Genomic DNA, 13,144 nt, shown 5'->3' with positions numbered 1-13,144 from the left:
TCAGGCAATGGTAAGATTTACGGCTTCCACCCGAATGATTTCAGGAATTGCACGCTTGATGGCCTCTTCAACTCCTGCTTTCAAAGTCATGGTTGACATGGGACAAGAGCCGCAGTTGCCCATCATTTCGATTTTCAAAACCAAATCCTCTGTCAATTCCACTATCCGCACATTTCCCCCATCAGCTTCCAGGTAGGGTCTGATGGTATCCAAAGCGAATTCAATTTTTTCTCTTAGTCCAGGTTCCATTATTACTTATGCTTTTACTTCTACAACTGATGTTTTTTCGATTGAGGCATTTCGGATTGCGATCTGTCGGGCTACAGATTCTGCCAAATCCATATAGGCATCTTTAGTCAATCCTTCTTTCAATACTGCCGGGTAGCCTGTATCGCCACTTTCCCGGATACTTTGTACAATTGGAATTTCTCCAAGAAACGGGACATCGTATTTTTCGGCTAATTTTTTTCCACCCTCTTTCCCAAAAATGTAATATTTATTTTCAGGCAACTCCTCGGGTGTAAAATAAGCCATATTTTCAACAACACCTAAGATAGGCACGTTAATTTGAGGCTGCCTAAACATGGACAAACCCTTGTTTGCATCAGCCAAAGCGATCTTTTGAGGGGTGGTGACAATCACAGCACCAGTGACGGGAACAGTCTGAACCATCGTCAGGTGGATATCTGAAGTACCCGGCGGCAAATCAATCAACAGATAATCCAATTCTCCCCACTCCACATCCGAAATAAATTGTCTTAAAGCAGAACTTGCCATCGGGCCTCGCCAAACCACGGCATGGTCTGTAGGGGTCAAAAACCCAATGGACATCAGTTTTACCCCATATTGAGTGATCGGAATGATGATGTTTTTTTCACCGACTTTCTTTACCGATGGTTGTTCACCCTCGACATTGAACATGGTAGGAACTGATGGGCCGGAAATATCCGCATCTATCAATCCGACTTTTGCTCCGAGTTGAGCCAAAGCTACAGCCAAGTTGACCGCTGTTGTGGATTTTCCCACTCCGCCTTTGCCGGATGCAATTGCAATGATGTTTTTCACTTCCGGTAGAATCGGCCCTGCATCCCGGATAGTTGTCACTTGAGAAGTCATAAAAATATCCCAAACCCAGTCCTTTCCATGATCTTGTTCCAAGACCTCGATGCAGTTGTTTTTGATTACTTCCTTCAAAGGACAAGCGGGAGTGGTCAATACGACCTTGAAACTCACTTTTTTTCCTTCAATATGAACTCCTTGAATCATTCCCAAGGTGACCAGATCCTTCTTTAGGTCTGGATCCTGAACTCTTGAAAGTGATTTTTTGATTGATTCTGCGGTCAATTGCATGGGTAATTCTAAATTTTGGGCAAGTTAGGTTAAGAATGTGGCTTTATGAAACCGCATTCTAGCCTTGTCTGGGAGAACTCTCACCCAAGACAAATAGTTCTTTGGAATTGTCCTTTAAATCTGAACTCTGCACTTAACTTTGTTTCCTATCCTATTTTAATGAGCATTAGTAAGCTGACTTCTGACAAAGTAAAAGAGCGTGCCGACATCGTCGAGGTGGTGGGTGACTATGTTCCTTTGAAGAAAAAAGGGCAAAACATGTGGGCTTGCTGCCCTTTTCACGGAGAAAAATCCCCCTCGTTTTCGGTTTCACCTGCCAAGCAGATTTACAAATGCTTCGGTTGCGGAAAGGCCGGAGACCCGATTCAGTTTGTAATGGATATCGAAGGAGTCGGTTTTCAGGAAGCCATCCGTCACCTTGCCGGAAAATATGGGATAGAGGTAGAAGAAGACGAAAACCGCACTCCCGAACAGGATCTCCAGCAAAATGAGCGGGAAAGTTTGTTCATCGCTCTGAATTTTGCCAAGGATTTTTTTGTGAAAAATCTTCAGACCGAGGAAGGAAGATCCATCGGTCTGAGTTATTTCAAGGAGAGGGGTTTCAATCCCCAAATCATCGAAAAATTTGATCTAGGCTATGCTTTGGATGGTTGGGATCATTTTTTGAAAGCTGCTAAAACTGCTGGATTTGAGGAAGATATTTTACTCAAAGCAGGTCTTATTCTTCAAAAAGAAGGAGATCCTACCAGATTGTATGATCGCTTTAGAGGAAGAGTCACTTTTGCGATACACAATATCAGCGGTAAGGCGATCGGCTTTGGAGCCAGGATTCTCACCAAGGACAAAAACCAACCGAAGTACATCAACTCGCCGGAGACACCGATCTATCACAAAAGCGATGTGCTCTATGGGATGTTTCAGGCCAAAAAAGCCATCAGAGATTTGGACAACTGTTTCCTGGTCGAAGGATATACGGATGTCATTTCGATGCATTTATCCGGAATCGAAAACGTGGTGGCCTCTTCAGGCACTTCGCTTACAGAAGGACAGATCAAACTGATCAAGCGTTTCACCAATCAGGTGACGGTCCTTTATGACGGGGATGCTGCCGGGATCAAGGCCTCAATTCGGGGAATAGATTTGCTGCTTGAAGGTGGGCTGAATGTCAAAGCAGTTGTATTTCCTGACGGAGATGATCCCGACAGCTTTTCGAGAAAAGTCGGCTCGCAGGCTTTTCAGGATTATCTGAAAGAAAACAGCCGTGATTTTATCGGATTTAAGATTGGTCTTTATCAGGATGAATTTGCAAAGGATCCTATCCGAAAGGCCGAAGTAATCCGTGAGATTGTCCAAAGCATCGGGAAAATTCCGGATCCTATCGTCCGTTCCGTATATGCCAAAGAAGCCTCAGGACTTTTACAGATCGAGGAAGAGATTATTCACTCAGAGCTTAATAAGTCTCTGATCAAGAGTAATAAAGAGCATTTTCAGAAAGTAAAGGAAGAAGCTGAGGCTGAGGAAAAACTGGAGGAGTTGATCCCCACCAAGACTCAGATTTCGGTTGAAGACACGCTGAGAATTCAGGAGAAAGAGACTGTAAGGCTTTTGTTAAATTACGGCTGGCAAAAGTTTGATCAAGAGGAATTGCGCCTCTGTCAATATTTACTTTCAGAGACTGAGGAAATCGAATTTCATACCCCGATTTATCAAAAGATTCTTAGCATGTACAGGGACTGTCTTGCAAAAGGTGAAATTCCTAATACCGATTTTTTTGTTGCTCAGCGGGATACAGAGGTAAGGCAGGAAGTTATTGATCTGATCACTCCCAGACATGAAGTGTCCAATCATTGGCATGAGCGGCACCAGATTTTTATCACCACGGAATCTGATGATTTGGCAGGAACTGCTTTCAAATCAATTTTGAGATTGAAGAGGAGGCTGGTTCATAAAATGATGGATGAAGCCAAGCAAAAAATTAAATCCGCAGAGCATGAGGGTTTGGATGCCGATAAGGTGTTTGAACTTCAGCAGGTTTATTTTGAACTGAAAAAGGTCCAGCTTGAGATCGATAAAGAACTCGGAATAGTCATCGGCTAAGGCCAAACTTTCTTTGGTCAATCCCTGTTTAGAGTTGGAAAGAGACTAAATTGCGCTTCGATTTATGAATTCAAATACAACCCAAGTGGAAAACTACCAGCTAGACTCAATAGAGGATGCCATCGAAGCCATCAAAAACGGTGAAGTCATCATTGTAGTAGATGATGAGGACCGTGAAAATGAAGGCGATTTCATCTGCGCGGCTGAGAAAGTTACTCCAGAGATCGTCAATTTCATGGCTACACATGGACGTGGACTGATCTGCGCTCCGCTGATTGAGGATCGTTGTGACCAACTGGGATTGGAATTGATGGTTGGGAATAATACCGCTGCTTTTGAAACTCCCTTTACTGTTTCAGTTGATCTCGTCGGCCATGGCTGTACTACCGGAATTTCAGCTTCAGACCGTGCAAAAACCATCAAAGCACTGATAGACGACTCGATTCATCCAAGCGAACTTGGAAAACCCGGGCATATTTTTCCGCTAAAAGCAAAGCGGGGAGGAGTAATCCGCCGTGCAGGTCATACCGAAGCGGCAATTGATTTTGCTAGACTTTCAGGAATGGCACCTGCAGGGGTTTTGGTAGAAATCATGAATGAAGACGGGACGATGGCCCGACTTCCTGATTTGGTGAAAGTAGCCGAACGCTTCAAACTAAAGCTGGTTTCGATCAAGGACTTGATTGCTTACAGACTCAAAAACGAATCTCTGATCAAACGCGAAATCGGAGTGGAACTTCCGACTACTTGGGGGGATTTTGATCTCATTGCTTTTAGACAGACCAATACCCAGGAGATCCACATGGCCTTGATCAAAGGCGAATTGGATCCTAAGGAACCGATCCTTGTAAGAGTACATTCTTCCTGTGCGACAGGGGATATCTTCGGGAGTTGCAGATGTGACTGTGGTCCACAGCTTCATGCGGCAATGGAAATGGTTGAAAAAGCAGGCAAAGGAGTGGTCCTTTATATGAACCAGGAGGGCCGGGGGATCGGCTTGATCAATAAACTGAAAGCCTATAAACTTCAGGAGCAAGGCATGGATACTGTTCAGGCAAATATTGCTTTGGGCTTGCCGATGGACGGTAGAGACTATGGAGTAGGTGCACAGATTTTACGAGATTTGGGAATCAGCAAAATCCGCCTGATCTCAAATAACCCCCAAAAAAGAGTGGGCTTGTTGGGCTATGGACTGGAAATCGTGGAACAGGTTCCGATCGAGATCAAACCCAATCCACACAATGAAAAGTATCTCACTACCAAAAGAGATAAAATGGGACACAATATTCTCAAGTAGGAGAAGTTGTTAACTTTAAGTATCGAGGTCAAAAGGGAAGCAATAACCCAAAATGAATTTGGCCGTTTATTCTAAGCATAATGATCACCATGAAAAAGGCAATTTTCACCCTGGGCTTCCTATTTCTGAGCTTGGTTTTGGCCTTAGCTCAGAATAGCCAATTCCCTTCACAGGTTTGGCACAAAGGAAATATTTATCTCAATGACGGCACGACAATTTCAGGTCTGATCAAATATGATTTGGACAATAATCTGGTCCAGCTTCAGACTGAGACTGTGGATACTTTCACTGCTTCCAATGTTGCAAACTTTGAAATCTACGATGAGATTTTTGGAGGAATCCGCAAGTTTTACAGCCTTCCTTATGCAATCAACGGGCAGTATGAGACTCCGACTTTTTTTGAGGTTTTGACAGAAGGGACTGACATTGCTTTGCTTTGCCGTGAATATATCGCAACTGATACCAGGGGGATGAACAATTGGGGACCTGTCGGAATGAATCCTTTCTGGGGACCGCAGACTTATTCGGGATATCGGCTGGCTTTCAATTATTATTTTTTCAAAAATGGTAAAATGGAGCTGTACAGTTTGAAGCGAAAAGACCTTTTTGCCATGCTTCCAGGATATGATGAAGAGATAGATCTTTTCATGAGAAAAAACCGACTGGAGCATGATAAGCGCGGAGATTTGCTTAGAATTACCGCGTATTACAATGATTTGCACAATTAATTTTTATGTCAAAACCGCTTATCCTCGTCTCCAATGACGATGGAATCACCTCCAAAGGTATCCGGGTTCTTGTTTCGGTAATGAAAAAACTGGGCGATGTAGTGGTAGTCGCCCCAGACAGTCCACAGTCCGGAATGGGTCATGCAATTACCATCGGAGAGACTCTCAGATTGTATGAAGAGGATATTTTTGAGGATGTGTTGGCATACAAATCCAGTGGCACGCCTGCTGATTGCGTAAAACTTGCGAAGCATTATGTCTTGAAAGACCGCACTCCGGATCTGGTGGTAAGCGGGATAAATCACGGTTCAAATACCTCGATTTCGGTTTTGTATTCCGGAACCATGTCTGCGGCAATTGAAGGTGCGCTGGAGGGATTACCATCCATTGGTTTCAGCCTGTGTGATTATTCTTCAAAAGCTAACTTTTCCCACGTTGAAGAATGGGTGGAGAAAATTGCCCGGCAGGTTTTGGAAAGAGGAATTTCCAAAGGTGTTGCTTTGAACGTGAATTTCCCTCCCAAGAGAAATGAACCCATAAAAGGAATTAAAATTTGCCGTCAGGCAGATGCCAAGTGGCAAGAAGAATTTTCGGAACGCTACGACCCAACAGGGAGGAAATACTTCTGGATGGCAGGAAACTTTGTGAATTTTGACAAAGGGGAGGACAATGACGAATGGGCAATCGGTAACAATTACATCTCCATCGTTCCTTGCCAATATGATCTGACTGCGCACCACGCGATTTCCCAGATCAACAAAGAATGGGATTGGGAGAATTTGCAATCCTGACCCTTTGGCATTTTTGAATTGAAAAGGCAATCGGAGTCCATTATTTTCGTGATTATCTTTATTTTGCAGCAAATCAAGAATCTGCCGCATAGTGAGTCGCCCAATTCTTTTACTCTTATTGATAATTTTCTCCTTTCCGGATTATGGTTTTTCACAGGAACCAATCTTAGATAGCCTTAATTCGATATTGAAGGGAAAATCCGGAAAAGAGCGGATCGACTTGCTGAACCAAATGGCTGCATCGCTTCGCGAAAGTGCCCAAAAGGAAGCTATGAATTTTTCAATTGAAGCTGATTCTCTGGCGAAAATCAGTGGAGATCTTTCAGGGCAAAGCCGTGCCTTGGAAAATATCGGTTGGATTTATTACCGCCAAGGCCAATGGCAGAAGTCTTTTGAATTTTCAGAGAAAGCTTATGAATTGGCCATAAAAACCAAGGATCCGCTTCAGGCTGCCCGATTGATGAACAATATGGGAGCTCTCTATTACGAGCAGCAAAACTACCCAATGGCAATTGAGCAGTTTAAAAAAGGGTATGAGCTTGCCACCAAAGTGAATGACTTGTCCACCCGGATTCGAAGTCTGAATAATGTGGCTTTAAACTTTACTCAAATAAATCAGCTCGATTCGGCATTGGTATATGCCCGGCAGTCGATCGAAATGAATGAAAATGCCGGATCACCATACCTGACTTCTTTTGCCCATAGGGTAATTGGAGATGTTTATCTGGCCAAGGGGAATTATGATTCTGCACAGGCCATTTATACCCGTTCCCTCGAAATGTCCCGCGAACAGGGAATCAAATCCTTTGAAGCTGGGGTTTTACACCGATTGGGAAATGCGTATTTGCTCAATGGAATGGACAATAAAGCCGAAGAAATTCTTTTGTATTCAGTTAACCTTTGCCGTGAATATGGATTTTTGGATGAACTTTCGAAAAGCCACCGCTATCTGGCAAAGTTGTATGAGAAAAATGGAAAAATCGAAGAAGCATTTTTTCATCAGTCCCAATATTTGACTTTAAATGACTCCCTGCTCAATAAATCAAACCGGGACAGATTGGCTTTGCTTCAGAATATGTTTCAAACCGATCTGAAAGAATCTGAACTGGAACTACTGAAATCACAAAATGAGAATCAGGCCTACCGGCTAAAAACATCCCGGCAGTACATTGCCTTTTTCGCCATAACCGCAGCTTTGATTGGAATCCTGGGAATCCGACTGTATTTCATGAACAAAAACATCCGGTCTTTCAATGCCAACCTGATGGCCCAGCAGAAAAAAATCGAGGAGCAAAATGTGATTCTTGAGAATCAATCTCTTCAACTGAAGGGAATTAATGAGACCAAAAACAAGCTTTTTTCGATTTTGGGACATGACTTGAGAGGACCAATCGGACAAGTCAAATCAGTAGTCGATATGCTATTGGCCGGCCATCTCGAAAAAGAGGAATTTTTGAGTCTGATCTATGTGCTGAACAAAGACATTGATTCGGTCAATTTCACCCTAAACAATACCCTGAAATGGTCGATGGCCCAGATGGAGGGGTTTAATGTGAACTTATCCACTTTTGATCTGCGAGAGGTGGTTGACAACTCACTCAAGCTTTTACAAGCGGCTTTTAAGGAAAAGAACCTTGCAGTCTTTACTCAGATGGAAGCCAGTGTTATTGTTTTCGGAGATCAGGATTTAATGGATGTGGTGGTAAGAAATATCCTAAACAATGCGGTGAAATTCTCAAATCAGGGGGATGCGGTTACTGTATATTCAGAAACGGACGATGATTGGGTCCATTGGAGCGTACTTGACCAGGGTGTGGGAATGACTGGAGATCAAATAAATCTGATTTTATCCGAATCCTATTCCCTGACCAAATCTCAACCTGGAACAAACCTTGAAAAGGGTTCCGGTTTGGGCCTTCAACTTGCCAAAGAATTTACCCGCAAATGCGGTGGCGAAATTACAATAGAAAGCTATCCGGGACATGGAACTAAGTTTAGTGTCCGACTTCCCAAATCAATATCAGTCCTCAATCCAAATTCGATTATCAGCCAGGAAGAGTTCAAGGCTTAACTTGGATTTTAAAATCCCCAAATCAACCATCGTTTCCATAGCTTGGTTTAACCCGCTCCGTGAAACTTTTGCTTGTGTACACCACTTGGTTTGCCCAAGCCATTTTTCTAACCCATTCTGATCCAGGTGATAGAAAGTGGCCAACGTTTTGGCATTAGTATGGTTTTCCATTAGAGCCTGCGAAATCTCATAAAGCCTATCCCGAAGTTCAAAAATCATTTCCCCAAACTCCTCCAAAGCTTTATCTGAAGCGACTATCACAAAGCATGGCCAAGGGCTCGGTACTTCTCCGATCAATTTCATTGTGCCGTTTTTGACCATGGGAGAGGTAGTGTATTTTTCCCAAAGGAAAATCCCCTCATCTCCTGAGTCCATCGCTTCTTTGGCCCCATCCATGTTTCCGACAGTTTCAAAAGTTAGTTCTTCAACATTCCAGTCCTCTCTTTTTGCCAAAACCAATGCCATCAAATGTGATCCGGATCCAATTCTGCTGATAAGAAAATGCTTTTTTTTCAGCTCAGAAAGGGAGTTTACATTTGAGTTGGCCCGGATATGAATTCCCCAAACCAATGGTGTTTCGACATGAAATCCGATCATTTTGGAGGGATTTCCTGCTTCAAAATCCTTTAGAAAACTTTCTGTCAATAGAATCGCAATGTCAGCCTCGTCATTTCTCAGAGCCAGATTCATCTGGCCGGAACCCCGGGATTCGTCCGTCCATTGGATTTTTACTCCTTTGTCTAATAGCGGCTGCTCTTTTTCCAAAAGTCGAAATGGGTAATTGAAATGCTCAGGGACACCAATGATTCGCAGGGTTTTCATGGGAATTTTCGGGAAAATTAAATGAGGGTACAATCGGTAAAGTGGTGCGCCTATTTGAGTCCTAGGATTTCGAAAGGCTCTGTCAGGTGATCCAATTCAAAATAGGGAAGGTTTTTAATTTCGAAATAAGGGTGATTGTGTTCTGGGAGTGGATCAAATTCAGTCAGTTTTCCAAGAAAAGCAAAATCCTCCCGCTGAAGCTTGAAATTTTTATCGGCTAGCGATACGGTATCATTGGAAAATCCATGGAAATAGATTTTCAAGGTTTTGAAATCGCTTGGATATTTCCCTTCAACGGAATCAAATGTCAAGGTTTCGGACTTTGAATCGTATTTGATTTTTCGCTTGAAAAAAACATCAGAAAGGTACTCCAATCCTTCTCCGGCATCTTCGTAATGAAGGTATTCTGAGCCCGTTTTTCCTTTGTAAACATGGATTCTGAGGATGCCGTCATGAGTTCCTTCGGTAAATGCCACATCAGATTGCATGGTGAAAATCTGTCCGCCTTTGACATAAATCGGCAGATAATTCAGCGGACAATCTTGGTAAATTGTCTGAATTCCGGAGTGTTTTTGGTCAGAATAGAGGTAATACCATCCGCCCTCCGGTAAATATACTTTGGTGATTCCTTTGGTACTTTCGACAGGAGCCACAAGGAAAGAATCGCAAAACAGGTATTGATTTTGGAAAGCGGATTGGTAGATAGTTTGGTCCTGAGTGAATTGGACAGCCAAACTTTCAGCAACCGGAAGACCTGATTGACTGCTGGAGTAAAACTTGCTGTAAAGGGTAGTCAAAAGCCTGTACCTCAGTTTCATATAGTTTCGGCTGATTTCCTCGACTTCTTCCCCAAAAGCCCAAGGTTCAGCATCTTTGCTGTTGATCATGGAATGAGCTCGATAAAATGGAGCAAAAGCAGCGATACTCATCCAGCGTGCAAAAAGTGACTTGCTAGCCTCTCCTGCAAAGCCCCCAACATCATAACCAGCGAAAGAAACCCCGCTCAATCCCAGGCTATTTACCAGTCGAATCCCGGCCAACATGTGCTCTTCGGATGCGACATTGTCGCCAGTCCATGCTGCGGCAAATCGCTGGATTCCAGCGAAACCCGAACGGGTCAATACAAAAGGCCTCTTGTCAGGATTTTGAAATGCGGAACCTTCCTTGGCACTTCTGGCCATCTGCATTCCGTAGATATTTCTGGCTTTTCTGTGAGAGGCTTTTTCTCCTTCATATTCAAACTCGATCAAATTTGGAGTAAACTGTCCCCAGGATGCAGGTTCGTTCATGTCTGTCCAAAAGCCGTCAACACCGGCGTCTGTATAGAATGCCATTTTTTCGGCCCACCAAGATCTGGTTTCTTCTTTCGTGAAATCCGGAAAGGCACACCAACCCGGCCAAACCTGCGCTTCGTAAGTTTTACCGTCAGGATATTTCACAAAAAGATCTTCTTTCAGGCCTTCGGTATAGGGTAAATATCCTTTTTGGCTCTTGATTCCCGGATCCATGATGACCACGACTTTGAAACCTTTTTCCTTCAGCCGAGAGATCATGGCTTTTGGATCTGAGAATTTTTCTCCGTCAAAAGTGAACACTTTGTAGCCCTCCATGTGGTGGATGTCGAGATAGATGACATCAGCGGGCATTTTTTTGTCCCTGAAAGTCTGCGCCACGGTGTAAACCTCCGAGTCAGGATAATAGGAATAACGGCACTGTTGGAATCCCAAAGCCCACTTTGGAGGCATTTGCATGCGCCCGGTCAGCCAGGTGTAGGAGCTAATGATCTCAGTCACAGTTGGCTGGTGGATAAAATAATAATCCAAATCCCCGTCTTCAGCACTGAAATACACAAAACGGTTGGTAGAGGCTCCGAAATTGAAAACAGTTTTATGGGTGTTGTCAAAGAAAATCCCGTAAGCGCCTTTTTCATGGACTCCCATGTAAAATGGGATGCTCATGTAAAGGGGATCATCACCAACACCATAAGCGAAATAGTCCGTATTCCAGTTGGTGAAGGCATTGCCAAACCGGTTAAGATTCCCTGTTTTTTCACCCAATCCGATGAACTTCTCCTCCTTTTGGACTTGCTTATAGGCAGTCACCTCCGATCCGATCCAGGACACTCCAAGCGAATCATCCGCATTCAGAAGCTTACCCTCGAGGTCAAAAAAAGATAAGTTGAAAGTCTTCAGATGGAGGATCATTCTCAGCAAAGAAGTAGTGAGAATCAACTGGCTTTCTTTTTCGATTAATTCGAAATGGACATTTTCAGGAAATGCAATTACTGAGTAAGGATTGGATTCAAAGTTTTCAAAAAGACTGGCCTGAACCCGGATTATTCCATCCTGAAAAACACATATCCGAAAATGGGCAAAATCACTTTTGCCTTCCAATCCAAAACGTGTGGAGTGCCACTCCTTTACTTCTCCAAAACCTCGATAGCGAGCCGAATTGCGTGAAAATTTTGAGACCGAGGTGGAAGTATTCATGATATAAGAAATTGGGATTCCAGTGAAGTACTTCGCTAAATTAAAGATGATAACCTTAATTCTGGCAATTGCATAGGTATGAAAAAATTGGTTGCAATAATGTGTATCGAAGGACTCAAAACATAAAGGATGATTATTGAAATCAGAGAATAGGATTGTTAAATCGAGAGGTTTTGGCCTTTTGCTGGAATGTAAGAGCCTGAGTTGTTGATTGAGATGTACAAACCCAATGTGGTGAGCAGATTTTAGATTTTGACTTAACTGGAATTCAGGCAGGGATTTATATCTTTGAGGCTTTCGAGAACAAGCGGGTGCTGCTAAAAGTGCTCTATCAAAGAATAATCAAACCTAACTTAAACTATGAAATTTAAACCTGGAGTAAAATACGGGGAAGAGCTTAGAGACCTTTACGCTTACGCTAAAGAAAATCAATTTGCTTATCCTGCAGTCAACGTGATCGGTACCAATTCAGTAAATGCTGTTTTGGAAACTGCCAAGAAGGTAAATTCCCCCGTTATCATTCAGTTTTCCAATGGTGGAGCTCAGTTTTTTGCAGGAAAAAGCCTTCCAAATGACAAGCAGCAGGCAAGTATTGCGGGTGGTATCTCAGGTGCACACCACGTACACCAAATGGCCGAAGCGTATGGTGTTCCGGTGATTTTGCATACTGATCACGCTGCATTGAAGTTGCTTCCTTGGATTGACGGACTTTTGGAAGCTGGCAAGGCATTTTATGCTGCTTACAAAAAGCCTCTTTTTAGCTCTCACATGCTGGATCTTTCCGAAGAGCCACTTCATGAAAATGTGGAGATTTCTTCCAAATACTTCACCGAATTCACTAAACTGGACATGGCCATCGAGATCGAACTCGGCGTGACAGGTGGGGAAGAAGACGGAGTGGATAATTCAGATGTGGATTCTTCCAGATTGTACACCCAGCCATCTGAAGTGGCTTATGCATACGAGCACCTGAAAAAAATCGGTGATCTGTTTACTATTGCAGCTTCTTTTGGTAACGTGCACGGTGTTTATAAGCCAGGAAACGTAAGCTTGAAGCCGGTCATCCTGAAGAATTCCCAGGACTATGTGAACGAGAAATACGGAACCAAAGGCAAGCCTTTGAACTTCGTGTTCCATGGTGGATCTGGATCTTCAGTGGAAGAAATCCGTGAGGCAAACAGCTACGGTTCTATCAAAATGAACATCGACACCGATATGCAGTGGGCCATGTGGGAAGGGATTCTCAATTATTACAAGAAAAATGAAGGCTATCTGCAAAGCCAATTGGGAAATCCAGAAGGTCCGGACAGTCCAAACAAGAAATTTTACGATCCGCGCAATTGGATGAGAAAAGGTGAAGAGAACTTCGTGAAGCGTCTCGAACTTGCTTTTGACATGCTGAATGCAGTGGGCAGAAATTAAGCTATTTTAGTAGTCTGAATATAAAAAGTCACTTACGGGTGACTTTTTTTTTCATATTAGATTTTAAAGTCCGGCGA

At 43.2% G+C, this 13,144-nt stretch carries 10 protein-coding genes; 6 read left to right on the top strand and 4 right to left on the bottom strand.

Annotation, left to right across the window (positions count from 1 at the left end; translation table 11 throughout):
- Both B0E43_RS26860 and B0E43_RS26855 read right to left on the bottom strand, forming a co-directional pair.
- Positions 1 to 249, bottom strand: coding sequence for a NifU family protein (locus B0E43_RS26860; protein ID WP_077347547.1), 249 nt, complete (start codon positions 247 to 249; stop codon positions 1 to 3).
- Between the two features lie 6 nt (positions 250 to 255).
- Positions 256 to 1,350, bottom strand: a complete 1,095-nt coding sequence (locus B0E43_RS26855; RefSeq protein ID WP_077347545.1) for an Mrp/NBP35 family ATP-binding protein — start codon at positions 1,348 to 1,350, stop codon at positions 256 to 258.
- A gap of 159 nt (positions 1,351 to 1,509) precedes the next feature.
- On the opposite strand from B0E43_RS26855, the gene dnaG reads away from it, so the two are divergent.
- From dnaG to B0E43_RS26830, 5 genes are all read left to right on the top strand, one after another.
- Positions 1,510 to 3,447 (top strand): DNA primase, encoded by a 1,938-nt coding sequence (gene dnaG / locus B0E43_RS26850; RefSeq protein WP_077347543.1) that lies wholly within the window; start codon positions 1,510 to 1,512, stop codon positions 3,445 to 3,447.
- A gap of 64 nt (positions 3,448 to 3,511) precedes the next feature.
- Complete coding sequence (locus tag B0E43_RS26845; protein ID WP_077347541.1) at positions 3,512 to 4,744, top strand: bifunctional 3,4-dihydroxy-2-butanone-4-phosphate synthase/GTP cyclohydrolase II; 1,233 nt, start codon at positions 3,512 to 3,514, stop codon at positions 4,742 to 4,744.
- Positions 4,745 to 4,833: 89 nt separating this feature from the next.
- Positions 4,834 to 5,472: a hypothetical protein gene (locus B0E43_RS26840; RefSeq protein WP_077347904.1), complete on the top strand. Its 639-nt coding sequence runs from the start codon at positions 4,834 to 4,836 to the stop codon at positions 5,470 to 5,472.
- Between the two features lie 5 nt (positions 5,473 to 5,477).
- Positions 5,478 to 6,263: a 5'/3'-nucleotidase SurE gene (gene surE, locus B0E43_RS26835; RefSeq protein ID WP_077347539.1), complete on the top strand. Its 786-nt coding sequence runs from the start codon at positions 5,478 to 5,480 to the stop codon at positions 6,261 to 6,263.
- Positions 6,264 to 6,450: 187 nt separating this feature from the next.
- Positions 6,451 to 8,334: a tetratricopeptide repeat-containing sensor histidine kinase gene (locus B0E43_RS26830; RefSeq protein ID WP_077347537.1), complete on the top strand. Its 1,884-nt coding sequence runs from the start codon at positions 6,451 to 6,453 to the stop codon at positions 8,332 to 8,334.
- Here the strand turns inward: B0E43_RS26830 and B0E43_RS26825 are convergent.
- A complete protein-coding gene (locus B0E43_RS26825; RefSeq protein ID WP_077347535.1) occupies positions 8,284 to 9,156 on the bottom strand; it encodes an ABC transporter substrate-binding protein in 873 nt (290 codons plus the stop codon). The two genes, B0E43_RS26830 and B0E43_RS26825, sit on opposite strands and share 51 nt — an antisense overlap.
- Positions 9,157 to 9,206: 50 nt before the next feature.
- Positions 9,207 to 11,645, bottom strand: a complete 2,439-nt coding sequence (locus tag B0E43_RS26820; RefSeq protein ID WP_077347533.1) for a glycoside hydrolase family 31 protein — start codon at positions 11,643 to 11,645, stop codon at positions 9,207 to 9,209.
- Positions 11,646 to 12,005: 360 nt separating this feature from the next.
- On the opposite strand from B0E43_RS26820, the gene fbaA reads away from it, so the two are divergent.
- A complete protein-coding gene (gene fbaA / locus B0E43_RS26815; protein WP_077347531.1) occupies positions 12,006 to 13,067 on the top strand; it encodes a class II fructose-bisphosphate aldolase in 1,062 nt (353 codons plus the stop codon).
- Positions 13,068 to 13,144 lie beyond the last annotated feature (77 nt).

The sequence above is a fragment of the Algoriphagus sp. A40 genome (assembly GCF_002002735.1).
Classification (GTDB): domain Bacteria; phylum Bacteroidota; class Bacteroidia; order Cytophagales; family Cyclobacteriaceae; genus Algoriphagus.
This window is presented reverse-complemented; position numbering and strand designations above follow the sequence as displayed.